The sequence below is a fragment of the Leclercia sp. Marseille-Q4284 genome, assembly GCF_916618945.1.
Classification (GTDB): Bacteria; Pseudomonadota; Gammaproteobacteria; order Enterobacterales; family Enterobacteriaceae; genus Enterobacter; species Enterobacter tamurae.
Map to the genome: position 1 here is coordinate 2,363,909 of NZ_CAKAKG010000001.1, position 19,461 is coordinate 2,383,369.

Annotated in this window: 17 protein-coding genes; 7 read left to right on the forward strand and 10 right to left on the reverse strand. The window is 55.6% G+C overall.

Annotated elements, in window-relative coordinates:
* The first annotated feature begins 113 nt into the window (after positions 1-113).
* Together LG383_RS11245 and yccS are read left to right on the forward strand one after the other, a co-directional pair.
* Complete coding sequence (locus tag LG383_RS11245) at positions 114-560, forward strand: YccF domain-containing protein (protein ID WP_106992625.1); 447 nt, start codon at positions 114-116, stop codon at positions 558-560.
* Positions 561-578: 18 nt separating this feature from the next.
* Positions 579-2,714 (forward strand): YccS family putative transporter, encoded by a 2,136-nt coding sequence (gene yccS, locus LG383_RS11250; RefSeq protein WP_225759135.1) that lies wholly within the window; start codon positions 579-581, stop codon positions 2,712-2,714.
* Here the strand turns inward: yccS and LG383_RS11255 are convergent.
* Positions 2,699-3,325 (reverse strand): TfoX/Sxy family DNA transformation protein, encoded by a 627-nt coding sequence (locus LG383_RS11255; protein ID WP_225759136.1) that lies wholly within the window; start codon positions 3,323-3,325, stop codon positions 2,699-2,701. The genes yccS and LG383_RS11255 overlap by 16 nt on opposite strands.
* A gap of 217 nt (positions 3,326-3,542) precedes the next feature.
* Between LG383_RS11255 and sulA the strand changes: the two genes are divergently transcribed.
* Together sulA and ompA are read left to right on the forward strand one after the other, a co-directional pair.
* Positions 3,543-4,052, forward strand: a complete 510-nt coding sequence (gene sulA, locus LG383_RS11260) for an SOS-induced cell division inhibitor SulA (RefSeq protein ID WP_106992622.1) — start codon at positions 3,543-3,545, stop codon at positions 4,050-4,052.
* A 354-nt stretch (positions 4,053-4,406) separates the two neighbouring features.
* The gene (ompA, locus tag LG383_RS11265; RefSeq protein ID WP_225759137.1) at positions 4,407-5,462 is read left to right on the forward strand and encodes a porin OmpA; all 1,056 of its coding nucleotides are present in this window, start codon (positions 4,407-4,409) and stop codon (positions 5,460-5,462) included.
* 66 nt (positions 5,463-5,528) lie between these two features.
* Here ompA and matP read toward each other — a convergent pair whose 3' ends face one another.
* On the reverse strand, positions 5,529-5,984 hold the full coding sequence (gene matP / locus LG383_RS11270; protein WP_106992620.1) for a macrodomain Ter protein MatP: 456 nt from the start codon (positions 5,982-5,984) through the stop codon (positions 5,529-5,531).
* Between the two features lie 186 nt (positions 5,985-6,170).
* Between matP and LG383_RS11275 the strand changes: the two genes are divergently transcribed.
* On the forward strand, positions 6,171-7,931 hold the full coding sequence (locus LG383_RS11275) for a Lon protease family protein (protein ID WP_106992619.1): 1,761 nt from the start codon (positions 6,171-6,173) through the stop codon (positions 7,929-7,931).
* A 68-nt stretch (positions 7,932-7,999) separates the two neighbouring features.
* Positions 8,000-8,518 carry a bifunctional 3-hydroxydecanoyl-ACP dehydratase/trans-2-decenoyl-ACP isomerase gene (fabA, locus tag LG383_RS11280; RefSeq protein ID WP_000227926.1) on the forward strand — a complete coding sequence of 173 codons (519 nt, stop codon included), beginning with the start codon at positions 8,000-8,002 and terminating at the stop codon, positions 8,516-8,518.
* 73 nt (positions 8,519-8,591) lie between these two features.
* Here fabA and rmf read toward each other — a convergent pair whose 3' ends face one another.
* The 6 genes from rmf to rlmKL form a co-directional block, all read right to left on the reverse strand.
* Positions 8,592-8,759 (reverse strand): ribosome modulation factor, encoded by a 168-nt coding sequence (rmf, locus tag LG383_RS11285; RefSeq protein WP_032617397.1) that lies wholly within the window; start codon positions 8,757-8,759, stop codon positions 8,592-8,594.
* A 254-nt stretch (positions 8,760-9,013) separates the two neighbouring features.
* Positions 9,014-9,577: a membrane integrity-associated transporter subunit PqiC gene (pqiC, locus tag LG383_RS11290; RefSeq protein ID WP_225759138.1), complete on the reverse strand. Its 564-nt coding sequence runs from the start codon at positions 9,575-9,577 to the stop codon at positions 9,014-9,016.
* Entirely contained in the window at positions 9,577-11,214 is a 1,638-nt protein-coding gene (pqiB, locus tag LG383_RS11295; RefSeq protein ID WP_225759139.1) for an intermembrane transport protein PqiB, read from the reverse strand. Before pqiB ends, pqiC begins: the two co-directional genes overlap by 1 nt.
* 4 nt (positions 11,215-11,218) lie before the next feature.
* Positions 11,219-12,472 carry a membrane integrity-associated transporter subunit PqiA gene (gene pqiA, locus LG383_RS11300; protein ID WP_225759140.1) on the reverse strand — a complete coding sequence of 418 codons (1,254 nt, stop codon included), beginning with the start codon at positions 12,470-12,472 and terminating at the stop codon, positions 11,219-11,221.
* 18 nt (positions 12,473-12,490) lie between these two features.
* Positions 12,491-14,398 carry an ABC transporter ATP-binding protein gene (locus LG383_RS11305; protein ID WP_106992614.1) on the reverse strand — a complete coding sequence of 636 codons (1,908 nt, stop codon included), beginning with the start codon at positions 14,396-14,398 and terminating at the stop codon, positions 12,491-12,493.
* Positions 14,399-14,410: 12 nt separating this feature from the next.
* Positions 14,411-16,519, reverse strand: coding sequence for a bifunctional 23S rRNA (guanine(2069)-N(7))-methyltransferase RlmK/23S rRNA (guanine(2445)-N(2))-methyltransferase RlmL (rlmKL, locus tag LG383_RS11310; protein WP_225759141.1), 2,109 nt, complete (start codon positions 16,517-16,519; stop codon positions 14,411-14,413).
* A 99-nt stretch (positions 16,520-16,618) separates the two neighbouring features.
* Between rlmKL and LG383_RS11315 the strand changes: the two genes are divergently transcribed.
* On the forward strand, positions 16,619-17,728 hold the full coding sequence (locus tag LG383_RS11315) for a YcbX family protein (RefSeq protein WP_106992612.1): 1,110 nt from the start codon (positions 16,619-16,621) through the stop codon (positions 17,726-17,728).
* Here LG383_RS11315 and zapC read toward each other — a convergent pair.
* Together zapC and pyrD are read right to left on the reverse strand one after the other, a co-directional pair.
* Complete coding sequence (gene zapC / locus LG383_RS11320) at positions 17,725-18,261, reverse strand: cell division protein ZapC (RefSeq protein ID WP_106992611.1); 537 nt, start codon at positions 18,259-18,261, stop codon at positions 17,725-17,727. The two genes, LG383_RS11315 and zapC, sit on opposite strands and share 4 nt — an antisense overlap.
* 167 nt (positions 18,262-18,428) lie before the next feature.
* Positions 18,429-19,439 (reverse strand): quinone-dependent dihydroorotate dehydrogenase, encoded by a 1,011-nt coding sequence (gene pyrD / locus LG383_RS11325; RefSeq protein ID WP_225759142.1) that lies wholly within the window; start codon positions 19,437-19,439, stop codon positions 18,429-18,431.
* Positions 19,440-19,461 lie beyond the last annotated feature (22 nt).

Consider the following 19,461-nt stretch of genomic DNA (forward strand, 5'->3'; position numbering starts at 1 on the left):
ATCCACGACGTGAATAATTGCCTGATAGTTTAACTGCCAGTTTTCAGGTGCTCCAGCGCAAAAAAACGTTACAATCAGCAGGGCTTCAACATTATGGAAAGAATTGAGGTTTTATGCGTACCGTTCTGAATATTTTGAATTTTGTGCTGGGTGGTTTTGCCACCACGCTCTCATGGCTGCTGGCGACGCTGATCAGCGTGGTGCTGATCTTCACCCTGCCGCTGACGCGCTCCTGCTGGGAGATCACCAAACTTTCGCTGGTCCCGTACGGTAATGAAGCGGTTCACGTGGATGAGCTGGAGCCTGGCAGCAAAAACGCGCTGTTGAATACCGGCGGGACGCTGCTCAATATTGTGTGGCTGATCTTCTTCGGCTGGTGGCTGTGTCTGATGCACATTGCGGCGGGGATCGCCCAGTGTCTGACGCTTATCGGGATCCCGGTCGGGCTCGCCAATTTCAAAATTGCCGCCATCGCCCTGTGGCCTGTCGGACGCCGGGTCGTCCCGGTGGAAGTGGCCCGCGCCGCGCGGGAAGCTAATGCCCGCCGTCGTTTTCCGTAACAAGGATCCCGAGCGCTCATGCTAAGCCCGCTGCTTCGTCGCTACACTCTCAACAGCGCCTGGCTGTATAACGTCAGGATCTTTATTGCCCTGTGTGGCAGCACCGCCCTGCCCTGGTGGCTGGGCGACGTAAAGCTGACCATTCCGCTGACGCTGGGCGTCGTGGCCGGGGCGCTGGCCGATCTGGATGACCGTCTCGCCGGTCGGCTGCGCAATCTGGTCATCACGCTGATCTGCTTTTTTATCGCCTCGGCGTCGGTGGAGCTGCTCTTCCCGTGGCCGTGGCTTTTTGCCCTCGGGCTGATGCTCTCCACCAGCGTCTTTATCCTGCTGGGTGGACTGGGACAGCGTTACGCCACCATCGCCTTTGGCGCGCTGCTGATTGCTATCTATACCATGCTGGGGGTGTCGCTTTACGACCAGTGGTATCAGCAGCCGGTGCTCCTGTTGCTGGGAGCGGTCTGGTATAACCTGCTCACTCTGGCCGGGCATCTGATCTTCCCCATTCGTCCGCTGCAGGACAATCTGGCCCGCAGCTATGGGCAGCTGGCGCATTATCTGGAGCTAAAATCCCGGCTCTTTGACCCGGATATTGAAGATGACGGTCAGGCGCCGCTGTACGATCTGGCGCTGGCGAACGGCCAGCTGGTGACCACGCTGAACCAGACCAAAACCTCGCTGCTCACCCGTTTACGCGGCGATCGCGGGCAGCGCGGCACCCGCCGAACGTTGCACTACTACTTTGTGGCACAGGATATCCACGAGCGCGCCAGCTCCTCGCATATTCAGTACGCCGATCTGCGAGAGAAGTTTCGCTATAGCGACGTGATGTTTCGCTTCCAGCGCCTCCTGTCCATGCAGTCGCAGGCCTGCCAGCAGCTGTCGCGGTCCATCCTGCTGCGCATCCCCTATCAGCACGATCCGCGTTTTGAGCGGGCCTTCACGCACCTGGATGCGGCTCTCGATCGCGTCCAGGCCAGTGGGACCTCTGCTGAACAGATGAAAGCGCTGGGTTTTCTGCTGAATAACCTGCGCGCCATTGATGCCCAGCTCGCCACCATCGAATCCGAGCAAGCGCTCGCCATGCCCCGCAATGATGTGGAAAACCAGCTGGCCGACGACAGCCTGCACGGTTTCAGCGATATGTGGCTGCGCTTAAGCCGCAACTTTTCGCCGGAATCGGCCCTGTTCCGCCATGCGGTGCGAATGTCGGTGGTACTCTGCATTGGCTATGCCTTTATACAGATAACCGGGCTTAACCATGGCTACTGGATTTTGCTGACCAGTCTGTTTGTCTGCCAGCCCAACTACAATGCTACCCGCCATCGGCTGGCGCTGCGTATTATCGGCACGCTGGTGGGGGTCGCCATCGGGCTGCCCATCCTCTACTTCGTCCCCTCTCTGGAAGGCCAGCTGATCTTAATTGTGATCACCGGGGTACTGTTTTTTGCGTTTCGCAATGTGCAGTACGCGCACGCCACCATGTTTATTACCCTGCTGGTGTTGCTCTGTTTCAACCTCCTCGGGGAAGGTTTTGAAGTGGCTCTGCCGCGCGTCATCGATACCCTGATCGGCTGTGCCATTGCCTGGGCCGCGGTGAGCTTTATCTGGCCGGACTGGCGCTTCCGTAATCTGCCCCGGGTGCTGGATCAGGCGATGAATGCCAACTGCCGGTATCTGGATGCCATTCTTGAGCAGTATCATCAGGGTCGCGATAACCGTCTGGCGTATCGCATAGCCCGGCGTGACGCTTACAACCGCGATGCGGAGCTGGCGTCGGTGGTCTCGAACATGTCCACGGAGCCGCGGGCGACAGCGGAAACGCGCGAAGCCGCATTTCGCCTGTTGTGCCTGAACCACACCTTTACCAGCTACATATCGGCCCTGGGCGCACACCGCGAGCGGCTGACCAGTCCGGCTATCCTGGCGTTACTTGATGACGCCGTTTGCTATGTCGATGATGCGCTTCATCAACGTCCAGCGGATGAACCTCGTGTTCAGCAGGCCTTGTCCGAACTGGCGCAACGCATTTCGCATATTGAACCGGGTGCTGAGAGCAAAGCTCCGTTAGTGCTGCAGCAAATCGGTCTGCTTATCGCGTTGCTACCAGAAATTTGTCGATTACAGCAGCATGTTAATCAACTACCGGAGTGAGGGCTGTTCTCCACGGGCAGCCTTTTGTACCACTCTACCAGCTCCTGGCGTCTGATCTCCGGGAGCGCCGCTTCGTGCAGCCCGACGATGGCCCCCTCCAGCGCAAACAGCACCTTGTAGCTCAGATGCCTGTTAAGTTCTCTTATCTTCAGCCAGCACTGCTCGGCGCCGAGGGCGCGTAACGCCTCTTCATCGGTGATGCCCGCTTCGTTCAGCAGGATCTCAAGCTGAAAGTTGAGATTGGGTAAATCTTTCAGCCTGTCGCGCTTGTACCGCTCGCGCCGCTCCCGTCGTGCGGCTTCGAGGGCAAAGGAGGAGAGCTGCAGAAGCTTATCCTGATCCTGCCAGAGCGCCTCATCCACGCGGTAGTAATTCAGCAAAATCGGGCGCCCCCTTTTAACCAGCGTTAAGTAAGAGGAGGTATTTTTGACGCAATACTGTGCGCTCTCTTCACAGGCGCGCAGGTATAACTCACCGTCTGATACCATCGCAAAGACCGCGTCATCCACCGCCAGGGTGTACCCGCCAAACAGCGCGCGATGCTGGACTTCACCAAGGGGTGAAAGATATTTCGTAGATTGATAGATCCGTTCATAAGATAACTTTTTCATGATATTTCCCTTTTAAATCATGCAGTAATAGTGAAGTTATTGGTTAACGGATCCGTTAGTCAAAAAATAGGTAACTTATGATCGAACGGCAAGATGATTTTTCAATCCGCCTGAATAACAACCCAAATTTGCGAGGAGCTTTCCGAAATTGAGGTTGATCTTTAGACGTACAGGGGTTACTGTATATCCATACAGTAACTACAGGGCTGGATTGATTATGTACTCTTCAGGCTATGCAAAGCGTTCCACAACTTTCTCTTCTTCCGCCGGTAAAAGTGCACGGAGTTCCGCTGCTTACATGTCTACCGGGTTGATCAGTGAAGTGCTTTACCGTGAAGACCAGCCCATGATGACGCAGCTGTTATTGCTGCCGCTATTGCAGCAGCTTGGTCAACAGTCTCGCTGGCAGCTGTGGCTCACGCCGCAGCAGAAATTGAGTCGGGAATGGGTGCAATCCGCAGGTTTACCGCTCACTAAAGTGATGCAGGTTAGCCAGATGGATCCCTGCCATACTGTAGAATCTATGGTGAGGGCATTGCGTACCGGCAATTACAGCGTGGTGATTGGCTGGTTTACGGAAGAGTTAACCGAAATGGAACAACATCGCCTGGCCGAAGCGGCAGAAGAAGGTAACGCATTGGGCTTTATTATGCGCCCCGTTCGGATGAATGCTCTGGGCAACGGACACCTATCTGGGCTAAAAATTCACTCAAATTTGTATCACTAAGTAAAAATAAGAGTTTTCCTGGAATTTTTTTTGCAAGCGCTGTACGCCGTTGGTTCCATTTCTAAAAGCCGCGACAAGTCTTGTCTGCCGCGGCTTCCTCCAGTTTAGCACGCCTAAAACTTCGCCCTAAATGTTAAATATTGTGTATACAAAACTTTTTTTTTCATATGCCTGACGGAGTTCACACTTGTAAGTTTTCAGGTACGTTGTAGACTTTACATCGCCAGGGGTGCTCGGCCTAAGCCGAAGATATCGGTAGCTTTACTCTTTGTCCCCGCCCCCCGGTGAAGGATTTAACCGTGACTCTCATTGAGATTCTCATGGCGATTTTTGGATGATAACGAGGCGCAAAAAATGAAAAAGACAGCTATCGCGATTGCAGTGGCACTGGCAGGTTTCGCTACCGTAGCGCAGGCCGCTCCGAAAGATAATACCTGGTATGCAGGTGGCAAACTGGGCTGGTCTCAGTTCCATGACACTGGCTGGTATAACAGTGACCTGAACAACGACGGCCCAACTCACGAAAGCCAGCTGGGCGCAGGCGCGTTCGGTGGTTATCAGGTTAACCCGTACGTTGGTTTCGAAATGGGTTACGACTGGCTGGGCCGCATGCCTTACAAAGGTGACAACGTTAACGGTGCTTTCAAAGCACAGGGCGTTCAGCTGACTGCTAAACTGGGCTACCCAGTAAATGACGCTGTAGACATCTACACCCGTCTGGGCGGCATGGTATGGCGTGCAGACTCCAGCAACAGCATCGCTGGCGACGACCATGACACTGGCGTATCTCCAGTATTCGCAGGTGGCGTTGAGTGGGCAATGACCCGTGACGTTGCTACCCGTCTGGAATACCAGTGGGTTAACAACATCGGCGACGGCAACACCGTTGGTGTTCGTCCAGACAACGGCATGCTGAGCGTAGGTGTTTCTTACCGTTTCGGCCAGCAGGAAGAAGCAGCGCCAATCGTTGCTCCAGCTCCAGCTCCAGCGCCAGAAGTACAGACCAAGCACTTCACTCTGAAGTCTGACGTTCTGTTCAACTTCAACAAATCAACTCTGAAACCAGAAGGCCAGCAGGCTCTGGATCAGCTGTACACCCAGCTGAGCAACCTGGATCCTAAAGACGGTTCCGTAGTTGTTCTGGGTTACACCGACCGTATCGGTTCTGACGCCTACAACCAGGGTCTGTCCGAGAAACGTGCTCAGTCTGTTGTTGATTACCTGATCTCTAAAGGTATCCCAGCTAACAAGATCTCCCCACGTGGTATGGGCGAATCTAACCCAGTTACCGGTGCTACCTGTGACAACGTGAAACCTCGCGCTGCACTGATCGACTGCCTGGCACCAGATCGTCGCGTAGAGATCGAAGTTAAAGGCATCAAAGACGTTGTAACTCAGCCAGCGGCATAAGTTATCGTCTGACAAAAAACCCCGCCATGTTGCGGGGTTTTTTATTGCCTGAAGGAAAGTAAAACGCTACTTCTTACTGGAGAGCAGCGCCTGGAGATCGGTTTTCAGGGTTGACATCTGACTGGCGTACTTCTCTTTATGTTCCGCATCTTCAATCAGCTGGACGATGGTTTCTGACAGAGTTTTTCCGCGGCGCTGGGCCAGCCCGGCCAGACGTTGCCAGACCATAAACTCCAGATCGATCGACTTCTTCCGCGTATGCTGGTGCTCAGCATTGAAATGCCGTTTTCGCCGCGCACGGATAGTCTGCTTCATGCGGTTCAGTAGCGCCGGATTGATGTGTTTATCTATCCAGCCGTTGACCAGAATGGGTTCGTTTTCGAGGGTCAGCAATAAATCTACAGCTTCTTTTGCAGCACTGGCTTCGAGGTAGCACGTGATCAATTCCCCTTCACGGTGTTTTTTGACCAGATACTTCCATTTCCAGCCGCTTTCGAGATTTTCCAGTTGTTGGTATTTCATTGCGATCTCAGTGTGACCGTGTAACTGTGTTCAGAATATCAGTTTTTTGGCAATCTGCTGAAAAGAAATCATATCCTGTGATACGTGGCGATGCATTCATCTCCGGAAACGCCCATTCCCTCATGGGCAGAGCCTGCGCCTTACGGTATACTCCATCGTTTTACTTCTGACTAAAAAACATCAACTTTGACCATTACGAAACTTGCATGGCGTGACCTGGTTCCGGATACCGAAAGCTATCAGGAACTGTTTGCACAGCCAGATCTCGCGAAAGAACACGAATACATCCTCAGTGACACACAGCCCCGTTTGCATTACGCACTGGAGCAGGTGTTGAGCCCGTGGGCAACCTCACCGTTCATGTTGTTGAAAGCGCCAGACGAAGCGGAGTACCTGAATCTTCTGGCGGATGCCATGCGGCAGCTGCAACCAGAAACCGGGACGGTCTTTGGGGGTGAATACCGCATCAGCGGACACACTGTCACCTTTGAACCGGCGACCGTACCCGATGGCCGTTTTGCGGTCACAGGCAACATCGTCCCGGCGGGCTGGACAGAAGCAGAACAACTGTTCGGTTGCCTGCGCCAGTTTAACGGCGAGTTGACCCTGCATCCTGGCCTGGTGCATCAGGCTAACGGCGGCGTGCTGCTCATCTCGCTGCGCACCCTTCTGGCCCAGCCTCTGCTGTGGATGCGCCTGAAAAACAGCGTCAGCCAGCAGCGCTTCGACTGGGTGGCGTATGATGAGTCGCGCCCTCTTCCGGTCGCAGTGCCTTCTATGCCGCTCTCCCTGAAAGTGGTGCTGATTGGCGATCGCGAAGCACTGGCCGATTTCCAGGAGATGGAACCCGAGCTGGCCGATCAGGTGGTGTACAGCGAGTTTGAAGACAGCACGCAGATCGCGGATGCCGAAGATATGCTGCAATGGCTCCAGTGGGTGCATGCCGTTTGCGAACGCGCGCAGTTGCCAACCCCGGCAGCCGATGCCTGGCCGGTGCTGATCCGCGAAGCGGTGCGCTACACCGGCGACCAGGAGACCCTGCCGCTTTGTCCTCTCTGGCTTGGCAAGCAGTTGCGTGAAGCCGCAGCCATGACGGAAGACGACACCATTACCGGCGAACAGCTCTCCCAGATGCTGGTGCAGCGAGAGTGGCGTGAAGGCTACCTTGCCGATCGCATGCAGGACGAGATCCTGCTGGAGCAGATCCTGGTCGAAACCGAAGGTGAACGCGTCGGACAGATCAACGCCCTGTCGGTGATTGAGTTCCCAGGTCATCCGCGCGCCTTTGGCGAGCCGTCCCGTATCAGCTGCGTTGTACACATCGGTGACGGTGAATTTATCGATGTGGAACGTAAAGCCGAGCTGGGCGGGAACATTCACGCCAAGGGCATGATGATCATGCAGGCTTATCTGATGTCGGAACTGCAGCTTGAGCAGCAGATCCCCTTCACCGCCTCGTTGACCTTCGAGCAGTCCTACAGCGAAGTCGATGGCGACAGCGCCTCGATGGCTGAACTGTGCGCGTTAATCAGTGCCCTGGCCGATGTACCGGTGAATCAGAGCATTGCCATCACCGGTTCGGTGGATCAGTTTGGTCGCGCGCAGCCGGTCGGCGGTCTGAACGAGAAGATTGAAGGCTTCTTCACCGTTTGCCAGCAGCGCGGGTTGAGCGGTAAACAGGGCGTTATTATTCCCCTGCCGAACGTGCGTCACCTCAGCCTCAGTCAGGAACTGCTGACCGCGGTAGAGGAGGAACAATTCAGCCTCTGGGCGATCGAAGATATCGCAGATGCGCTACCCTTACTGACAAACCTGGAGTGGGATGCCGAAGGGCAGAACACGCTGATGCACAGCATCCAGGAGCGTATTGCGCAGGCAACACAGCAGGAAGCACGCCATCGTTATCCCTGGCCGTTACGCTGGTTGAACTGGTTCACGCCGAACTGATCGGACTTGTTCAGCGTACACGTGTTAGCTATCCTGCGTCCTTCACTAAAATAAGGCATACTGAGAACATGGTAGATAAACGCGAATCCTATACAAAAGAAGATCTTCTTGCCTCTGGTCGCGGTGAACTGTTTGGTGCTAAAGGCCCGCAGTTACCGGCCCCGAACATGCTGATGATGGACCGTGTCGTTAAGATGACGGAAACCGGCGGCAACTTCGATAAGGGTTACGTAGAAGCAGAGCTCGATATCAACCCGGACCTGTGGTTCTTTGGTTGCCACTTTATTGGCGATCCAGTGATGCCAGGCTGCCTGGGTCTGGACGCGATGTGGCAGCTGGTTGGTTTCTACCTCGGCTGGCTGGGTGGCGAAGGCAAAGGCCGCGCCCTGGGCGTTGGCGAAGTGAAATTCACCGGTCAGGTTCTGCCGACCGCGAAAAAAGTGACCTACCGTATTCACTTCAAACGCATTGTTAACCGTCGCCTGATCATGGGCCTGGCGGATGGCGAAGTGCTGGTTGACGGCCGTCTGATCTACACGGCGAATGACCTGAAAGTGGGTCTGTTCCAGGACACTTCCGCATTCTGATTTTTGCTTTTACCAAAGCATAAAACGGCGAAACCTCCGCACTGCGGAGGTTTCTTTTTTTAAAGAGACGCTATCAAGCAAGTACTGCCCTGTCTCCGATGGCTTCTCGCCAGCCCCCTAACCATTGCGACCTTTGATTGATGGTCTGATAGGGACACATTTCTTTAGAACGTCCGGCGATGCCAGCCTGATAACCACGTTGATGAGCCCTTTCAAGGCGATCTCGTTTCTGTCTCTTCATGCCTCGTTTCCCTCATTATTTGATCTGGTGGAAAAGAAAACAGTGATTACAAAACGTGCAACCACAGATAACGAATACCCTGATTCCCGCTTAGCGTCAATGCGCAAAATTCACGCCAGTGTCATATTTGTGACCTGGTCAGAAGTTCATTTGTACAAAAACTGTGACGCGGCACAAGTAACGGCCTGAGCATAAAACAAAAAAAAGCCGCAATTAGCGTGACGCTAAGTGCGGCCTGAGGCGATGAATTTTACTTATGGCAGACGAGAAATCTCTCTGGCAATACTGGCGGACTCCTGCGCCCACCCCTGTGCCAGCACTTTCACCATCTCATCATAACCATCCTTTTGCTGGGTCAACTCCAGATGGAAAGGCCGCTTTATCAGCTGGCCCTGGTGATTCAGCAACCATTCACCACTGACAATCACCTTGCCATCATAGCGGCCATGGAAGTTGGTCACGTTGACGTTGAGCGTATCCTGGTCGCTACCCAGCGGCTGCGACGCCACCACCCATCCCGGCAGCTGGCTGCTGAGATTGGCAACCAGCGTGTTGCGCAGCTGCTGATCCAGCGGGCTGGCCCACAGGTTGTTGTTGGCGATGACATACTGCACATCGCTGGTTTGATAAACCACACCATTACCGGCCAGGTAATCCGGTACCGCCACCTGCTCTACCCACAGCAGGCGGTTCCCCTGGCTGGCGATACTTTGCCCGCCCGCCTGCGCGGCCACAGGCAGCTGGTAATAGCTCTTGTTCTCTGCTGAGCTACAGGCGGTCAGGAGCGCCACTGCGGTAATCATTAGCCACTTTTTCATTATTTAGCCCCCTTCGGCTCAGGGTCCTTTTTGTCTTTCGCTTCGAATACCAGTGCGTTGCTCTTGGTGTTCAGCGTCTTCAGCACCGGCTGCAGTTCACGCAGAACCTGATCGAGGCGCTGCATATCCGCCACCATCTTGTTGTACGCCGCTGAACCCGGCTGGAAGCCCTGCATACTGCGGTTCAGTTCACGCAGCGTTTTCTGCATGTCCTGAGGCAGCTGCTGCATCGACTGGCTGGCGGTCAGCTTGTTGAGATTATCCAGCGTGGCCTGCAGACGGCGCATCGTCGCCTGGCTCTCGCTAAGCGTATTGGTGGCCTGTTGAATCATCGGATTGAGCGGCAAGCTGTTGATCTTATCCAGCGTCTCCATCAGACGCTGCTGGATCTGTGCCAGTCCATTGCTCACGGTCGGGATGATTTTGTAGCCCGAGAACTCGCGGATCTCTTTCACCGGCGGCTCTTTCGGGAAGAAGTCCATATCCACATACAGCGCCCCGGTCACCAGATTACCGGTTTTGAGAGAACCGCGTAGGCCACGCTTCATCAACCCTTCAATGTGCTGAGCGATATCAGGCGTATCGCCAATCTGGTTAATCAGACGCTCCGGCTCGATGCGGATTAGCACCGGAATACGGAAATCGTCATCCAGCATCTGACGCATCCCCGGCGCGAAGAACGGCACCTTGCCGACGGTACCCAGACGGATGCCGCGGAATTCAACCGGCGCTCCCGGCTGCAGGCCACGGACCGAATCCTTGAAGAACATCAGATAGTCGATATGGTCGGTATAGAGCGAATCCTGAATGCTTTTCTGGTCGTCATACAGTCTGAAGGCGGTCTTTTGCGCCACCGGCTGCCCCTGATCCATCCCTTCCGGCACATCAAAGCTGACTCCGCCGCCAAACAGGGTGGAGAGCGAGCCCATCTCAACGCGCATTCCCGCTGAGGTTAAGTCGACGGCAATACCGCTGTCTTTCCAGAAGCGGACGTTACCCGTGACCAGACGATCGTTCGGCGCGTTGATAAACAGCTGATAGCTGATGGTGCGTTTTTGCGTGTCAAAGGTACTGGTTTCCACAGAACCGACGCGATAGCCGCGGAACAGCACCGGATCGCCCGGGCTCAGCTGACCGGCTTTTTTACTGTCGAGGATCACGCGGATCCCCTTCGCATCCGGCGGTGCCAGCGGCGGAGAATCCAGCAGTTGATACTGCTCCGGTTGAGATCCCTGTTTCCCCGGCTGCAGTTCAATATAAGCCCCGGATAACAGCGTCCCCAGGCCGCTAATACCTTCGCGACCCACCTGCGGTTTCACCACCCAAAACACCGAGTCGCCATGCAGCAGCTTCTCCATACCGGCGTTAAGGCGGGCGGTAATTTCTACGTGCGTCAGGTCATCGGTCAGGGTTGCGCTCTCGACTACCCCCACATCCACGCTGCGGCTCTTGATGGTCGTTTTACCGCCCTCAATCCCCTCGGCGTTAGTGGTGATCAGCGTCACGACCGGGCCCTGATGGCTGTAATGATAAAACAGGATCCAGGCACCGATCAGCGCGGTCACGATGGGGAAGATCCACACCGGCGACCAGTTTCTGACCTTCTGCACTTTCGCCTCTCCACTCTTATTTTCCATGCTTTTATTCATCCTCATGGCTCGGCTCTGGCTCACGATCCCACGATAAACGCGGATCGAAGGTCATGGCCGCAAACATGGTCATAATAACGACCAATGCAAACATTAGCGCCCCAATGGCTGGGTAAATACTCATTAGCCCCCCTATCCGCACCAGGGCAGACAGAACGGCAATCACGAATACGTCAATCATTGACCAGCGTCCAACAAACTCAACGACTTCATAAATAAAATGCATTCGCTCGCTATCCCGCTTGCCGTGTCCTTTGGCATCCCAGCAGAGCCAGGCAATGGCAATCATTTTGAGCGTAGGCACCATGATACTGGCGATAAAAATAACTAAGGCTACCGGGTAGGACCCTTCCCCCCACAGCAGGACCACCCCGGCCATGATGGTCGAGGGCATCTCATCCCCCAGCAGATTCGTGATCATAATCGGCAGGATGTTGGCAGGGAGATAAAGCATGATCGAAGTGACGAGCAGCGCCATCGTCCACTGAAGACTGTTTTTACGCCGCACGTGCCCTTTGCTTTCGCAACGCGGACAGACTTCCTGGTCGACCGGGAGGATCGCCGTACAGCAGGAACAGAGGCGCAGATTCTGGTGGATCCCCGGGACGCCGACCTTCAGCTTTTGCGACAGCACCGGCGCCGGGGCGATATCGTCCCATGCCCAGCGGCGGTCCACACACTGGAACGCGCGCAGCTGCAATACGCAATAGAGACACCAGGGAATAAAGCTGCTGCCAACGCCCACGTCGCCGTAGGCCATCAGCTTGACAAAGCTCACCAGGATCCCGGCAAGAAAAATCTCCGCCATTCCCCAGCTTTTTAACTGGAACAGGATCCGCGCCAGCCTGATTTTCAGTGCCCTGGGCATCTGCACGCGGTTCACGAGCAGCAGGATAACCACCAGACAAAACGCCGGCACGATCTGGACGAAGAGCATAAAGAAGGTGCCCAGACTGGCGTAATCTTCCGAGAACATCACGCCGGGTATCTCCAGCAAATGCACTTCGCTGGTGATACCCCCCACTTTCATATAGATAAAGGGAAACAGGTTGGAAAGGAACAGCATGAACAGCGCAGCAATAGCATAAGCAGTGGGACGCTGCCGCGGCGCATCCCACTTCGTTGTCAGCGTTGTCCCGCATCGCGGGCATGCCGCTTTGTGTCCATGCTCGAGCGCGGGTAGCGCCACGAGCATATCGCACTGGGAGCATAAAATATGCCGATCGGCATGGTGATGTTCACACATACTGGCTCCATGTTTAACTTATGCGCCGTTTTTCAGAGCCTCAAGATATTCCCAGCGTTCAAATGCCTCTTCCAGCGCCCGCTCAGCCTGGGCCATATCGGCCAGCACTTTTTGCGTATGGTCATGCGGCTGGCTAAAGAATGACGCGTCGGCCACCTGAGCCTGCAAACTTTCCAGACTGGCTTCCAGCTCTTCCAGACGCTGCGGCAAGCTTTCCAGTTCGCGTTGGAGGTTATAGCTTAGTTTGTTACTGCCACGTTTGACCGTTTCTGCTTTGGTTACAGCAACTTCCGCTTCGCTCTTCGCTTTTGACTGCTTTGTCGCCAGCGACTGCGCCTGCTGTCCGCGGGCATCGTGGTAGCCGCCCACATAGCGTCCGATACGGCCCTGACCTTCGAAGATCCAGCATTCGGTCACGGTATTGTCCACGAACTGACGATCGTGGCTCACCAGCATCACCGTTCCCTGATAACTATCAATCAGTTCTTCAAGAAGTTCCAGCGTTTCCACATCAAGATCGTTCGTTGGTTCATCGAGAATCAGCAGGTTGCTGGGTTTCAGGAACAAACGTGCCAGTAACAGGCGGTTACGCTCCCCACCGGAGAGGGCACGAACCGGGGTCATGGCCCGTTTTGGATGGAACAGGAAGTCCTGCAGATAGCCCAGCACATGGCGCGGTTTCCCGTTCACCATCACTTCCTGCTTACCTTCTGCGAGGTTGTCCATCACCGTTCTGTCCGGGTCCAGTTCGGCACGGTGCTGGTCGAAGTAGGCCACTTCCAGCTTGGTCCCGCAATGGATGCGACCGCTATCGGCTTTCAGTTGATCCAGCATCAGCTTCAGCAGCGTGGTTTTACCGCAGCCATTCGGGCCGATAAGGGCAATTTTATCCCCGCGCTGCACCTGGGCAGAGAAATCTCTCACCAGCACTTTGCCGTCAACCTGGTAGTTAACGTTTTCCATCTCAAAGACGATTTTGCCGGAGCGGCTCGCCTCTTCGACCTGCATCTTCGCGCTGCCCATCACTTCACGGCGCTCGCTACGCTCACGACGCATCGCTTTCAGGGCACGGACGCGGCCTTCGTTACGGGTACGGCGGGCTTTGATGCCCTGACGGATCCACACCTCTTCCTGGGCCAGCTTGCGGTCGAACTCGGCGTTTTGCAGCTCTTCTACGCGCAGGTTTTCCTCTTTTTCCAGCAGGTAGGTGTCGTAATCGCCCGGATAGGTCACCAGCTTGCCGCGGTCGAGATCGACAATGCGGGTCGCCATATTGCGAATAAACGAACGGTCATGCGAGATAAAGATAATGGTACCGCCGAAGGTTTTCAGGAAGCCTTCCAGCCAGTCGATAGTTTCGATATCCAGGTGGTTCGTCGGTTCATCGAGCAGCAGCACTTTCGGCCCGCTGACCAGCGCCCGGCCCAGGGCAGCTTTACGCAGCCAGCCACCGGAAAGAGAGGCCAGCGGCATGTCGGCTTCCAGACCTAACTGCGCCAGCACTTCGTTGATGCGGTTTTCCAGCTGCCACAGGCCGTGGTGGTCCAGCAGCTCCTGCAGACGCGCCATCTCGTTGAGGTTTTTAGTGCTCGGGTCGGTCATCACCAGGTGCGAGATCTCGTGGTAACCCTTCAGGTACTCCGCCTGCTCGGCGATCCCTTCGGCCACAAAATCATAGACGCTGCCCTGCACGTTACGCGGCGGATCCTGCTGCAGACGCGCCACCACCAGGTCCTGCTCGTAAACGATACGCCCGTCATCCAGCCCCTGCTCGCGATTCAGGATCTTCATCAGGGTCGATTTACCGGCGCCATTGCGGCCTACCAGACAGACACGTTCGTTATCTTCGATATGCAATTCTGCGTTATCGAGAAGGGGTGAGTCGCTGAATGACAGCCACGCGCCATGCATACTAATTAATGACATTTACTTTTCCTTTCAGGCGGCGGTGATGAGCCAGCAGTTGTGGATCTGACGGTTACGGGCAAAATCCTGGGACAAGGTTTTTTGACTGATCTCTTGTGCTTTCAGCCCCAGTTCAGCTAACCCGTCATGATCCATGCGGAAACCGCGCTTGTTGTTCGAGAACATGATGGTGCCGCCTTTACGCAGCATCCGTTTGAGGTCTTTCATCAGCGCCAGATGGTCGCGCTGCACATCAAAAGACTCTTCCATGCGTTTGGAGTTGGAGAAGGTCGGCGGATCGATAAAGATCAGATCGAACTGTTCATCCGATTCGCGCAGCCAGCCCAGCACGTCGGCCTGCAGCAGACGGTGCGCCCGGCCGGTCAGGCCGTTGAGACGCAGGTTGCGCTCTGCCCATTCCAGATAGGTGCGGGACATATCCACGGTGGTGGTGGTACGTGCGCCACCCAGACCCGCATGGACGCTGGCGCTGCCGGTATAGGAGAAGAGGTTCAGGAAGTCTTTACCTTTGCTCATCTGGCCCAGCATACGACGGGCAATACGGTGGTCGAGGAACAGGCCGGTATCGAGGTAGTCGGTCAGGTTAACCCACAGGCGCGCGTTGTATTCGCCCACTTCGATAAACTCGCCCTTGCTGTTCATCTTCTCGTACTGATTTTTACCCTTCTGACGCTCACGGGTCTTGAGGATCAGCTTGTTCGGAGCGATGTTCAGCACGTTGATGGTGGCAGCGATGATATCCAGCATACGCTGACGCGCTTTCTGCGGATCGACGGTTTTTGGCGGAGCATACTCCTGCACCACCACCCACTCGCCGTAGCGGTCGACCGCCACGTTGTATTCCGGCAGATCGGCGTCATAGAGGCGATAGCACTCAATACCCTCCTGCTTCGCCCATTTTTCAAATTTCTTCAGGTTCTTACGCAGACGGTTGGCATAATCTTCCGCGATGCTGGCCGGTTTACTGTCGGCTTCTTTCTCGGCCAGGTGATAGTTTTTCTGCACGCAGTCCAGCGGGCCGTTTTTGGCTTTGAACTGACGCTCGGCGCGCAGCTGCAGGCAGCTCAGCAGCTCCGGCGAGGCGCTGAACAGGGAGAGATTCCAGCCGCCAAACAGATCTTTCATGGTGCGGCCCAGCAGGCTGTGCAGAGCAATCAGCGCCGGCTCGCTGTCCAGACGTTCGCCGTAAGGCGGGTTGCTGATCACCGTCCCGTACGGGCCTTTCGGCAACGGGTTGGTGAGCCGGGAGACGTCTTTCACCTCAAAGGTGACCAGATCGCCAATCCCGGCGCGACGGGCGTTGCTGCGCGCGCGTTCAATCACGCGGCTATCGCTGTCAGAGCCGTAGAAATGGGATTCATAAGCCGCCAGCCCTGCGCGGGCGCGGGTCTGGGCTTCGGCTTTCACCTCCTGCCAGACCGCCTCGTCGTGCTGAGCCCAGCCCGTAAAGCCCCACTGGCCGCGATGCAGCCCCGGTGCACGGTCGGTCGCCAGCATAGCCGCTTCAATCAGCAGCGTGCCGGAACCGCACATTGGATCGAGCATTGGCGTACCCGGCTGCCAGCCGGAACGCATCACAATGGCTGCGGCCAGGTTCTCTTTGATCGGGGCGATACCCGCCCGATCGCGGTAGCCGCGCTGGTGCAGGCCCTCACCACACAGATCAAGTGCGATGCTGGCGATCTCTTTATTCAGACGCACGTTGATACGCAGATCCGGGTTTTCGCGATCGACGTTCGGGCGTTCCAGATTTTTACGGGTAAAGCTGTCGACGATGGCATCTTTGACCTTCAACGCGCCGTACTGGCTGTTGCGGATCTCATCGTTCAGGCCGCTGAAGTGCACCGCAAAGGTGGCACCCGGGGCAAAAATCTCTGTCCAGTTAATCGTCTGCACGCCCAGATAAAGATCGAGATCGCTGTAAACCTTGCACTCTCTCATCGGCAACATGATGCGTGAGGCCAGGCGACTCCACATCAGGCTCTGGTAAATAAGCCGCGTGTCGCCCTGAAAATGGACACCACCCTGAACCACCTGGCACTCTTGCGCGCCCAGGCTTTCCAGTTCAGTTTTTAACAGCTCTTCCAGCCCACGGGCCGTACTGGCAAACAGAGAATTCATATCGTCACTTTTACTCTAAGAAAATTGCTGCGCATTATAGCCAATCTGGGCTCTATGTCATAAAGTTGAGGGCTTATTTTCATTTGAGGGGACGGTGCCGTGGCAACGTTATCCAGGCTTTTCATTCATCCGGTCAAATCCATGCGCGGTATTGGGCTGACGCATGCCTTCGCAGACGTTAGCGGTTTTGCCTACGATCGCATTTTTATGGTCACCGAACCGGATGGCACCTTCATCACCGCCCGCCAGTTCCCACAGATGGTTCGCTTCACCCCGGCCCCGGTTCAGGATGGTCTGCATCTCACCGCGCCGGACGGTTCCAGTAGTATCGTTCGCTTCAGCGATTTTGCGCCAGCGGATGCGCCTACCGAAGTATGGGGCAACCACTTTACCGCCCGTATCGCTCCGGACGCGATCAACCGCTGGATGAGCGAATTCTTTTCGCGCCCGGTGCAGCTCCGCTGGGTCGGGCCCGAACTGACGCGACGCGTCAAAGATTTCGCCGCGGTGCCACTGTCGTTTGCCGACGGCTTCCCGTTCCTGCTCACCAACGACGCTTCACTGCGCGACCTGCAAAAGCGCTGCCCGGCGAGCGTACAGATGGAGCAGTTCCGCCCTAATCTGGTGGTCACCGGCGCAACGGCCTGGGAAGAAGACACCTGGAAAGTGATCCGCATCGGCGACGTGATCTTTGACGTGGTGAAACCCTGCAGCCGCTGCATCTTTACCACCGTCAGCCCGGAAAAGGGGCAGAAGCACCCTGCCGGTGAGCCACTCAAAACCCTGCAATCTTTCCGCACCGCGCAGGATAACGGCGATGTGGATTTCGGTCAGAACCTGATCCCGCGCACCAGCGGTGTGATCCGCGTGGGCGACGAGGTGGAGATCCTCTCCACCGGACCAGGCCGGATCTACGGCGCAGGCGCTGAAGAAGAGGCGACAGAGGTGGAGACACAACCCGCCACGGCGGTCACTATCCAGTGGCAGGGTCAGACGATCCGCGGAAACAATCAGCAGGTGTTACTGGAACAGCTTGAACAGGCCGGTATTCGCGTGCCCTATTCCTGTCGGGCGGGGATCTGCGGATGCTGTCGCATCACGCTGGTAGAAGGCGAAGTGAGTGCGCTGAAGAAATCGGCTATCGGCAGTGACGGCACAATTCTGTGCTGCAGCTGCGTACCGAAAACCTCGTTACAGCTGGAAGCCTAAACGGCCTGCTCGAGGCTGAAGGTGACCGGCTGTGGTTTCAGTCGGTCATTCATCACTTTAATCGGGTCGCCCAACTGCATGGTGCGCCCGGCAATGGACACCGTCGGCTGCGCCAGTAAACAGAGCGCGGCATTATCGCCCGGCTCCACCACCAGCAGATTCACCTGCTCTGCACTCTCGCTCAGGCTGACGCACGCCGCATCACCGGTGACCGGCGACCAGCGCTCATTGTGGGCAAGAAAGTGCCAGCTTTTCGGCATTTGAGGTTTGAGGAAGCGGATCGCCACCAGCGCATTGAGCACCAGCTCGGCGCGTTGTTCTTTCGACAGGTCGAGGTCGCGGCATTTTTCTTCAAAGGAGAAGTAGAGTGCGGCATCATCGACGCAAAAACCGGTGTCGGCAAAGGCGTCCGGGGTTAACATCCGGCGGGCAAAACGCGAACGAAACAACATACCATTGGCCAGATCGAGCATCATGCGATCGTGCTCGTCACAGAAATACCAGCGCCAGTTATCGTCAGGTTTAATTCGCATCTGTCTCTCCCGTTCCCGAAACGTCCTGTCCTAAGAAAGTCCTTATTGCCGCTTCGCTTTTTTAACTGCAATAATCAAAGACTACAATGTCTAATAAAGCAACAGTCCGGGAATATAAAACAACCAGAGCTGGAAATAAAGCCCTGGTTGCCAGTCATGCTAAAAGATTAGATATGATTAACGATTTCTTTAATCAGCGGCGGGCCTTTGAAAATAAAGCCTGAATATATCTGCACCAGCGAAGCGCCAGCCGCCATTTTCTCGCGCGCGGCCATGACTGAATCTATACCGCCTACGCCAATAATCGGCAGGCGACCCTTTAATTCTTCTGACAGACGACGAATAATTTCGGTGCTTTTTAACTGCACCGGACGCCCGCTCAGGCCCCCCATTTCGTCGCAATATTTCATTCCCTGAACCAGAGAGCGATCGAGGGTGGTATTGGTGGCAATAACACCATCAATATTATGACGAACTAAACTGTCGGCGACCTGCACCAGCTCTTCTACGGTCAGATCCGGAGCAATTTTAACGGCCACCGGCACATATTTATGGTGCTTCGCCTGGAGTTCATTTTGCTTATTCTTGATGGCGAGTAATAAATCGTCGAGCGCTTCACCGTATTGCAGGGTGCGCAGGCCCGGGGTGTTAGGTGAAGAGATATTCACCGCAATATACCCGGCGTAGGCGTAGACTTTTTCCATACAAATCAGGTAGTCATCTTTGCCCTGCTCGACCGGCGTATCTTTATTTTTACCGATATTAATGCCCAGAACCCCATCGAAATGGGCTTTCTTCACATTTTCAACCAGATGATCGACGCCGAGGTTATTAAAGCCCATGCGATTGATCAGCCCTTCGGCCTCCACCAGGCGGAACAGGCGCGGCTTGTCGTTACCCGGCTGCGGACGTGGCGTGACGGTGCCAATTTCGATAGAGCCAAAGCCCATCGCACCCAGTGCATCGATGCACTCGCCGTTTTTATCCAGCCCTGCCGCCAGACCCAGTGGGTTCTTAAAGGTTAAACCCATGCAGGTGACCGGCTTCTCCGTCACTCTCTGGCGCACCAGCGCTTCAAGCGGGGTTCCCGTAATACGGCGTAACTGCTGGAATGTAAATTCATGAGCGCGCTCAGGATCGAGCTGGAAAAGGGCTTTACGAACGAAGGGGTAGTACATGAACTCTCCTGGATTCCCGGTG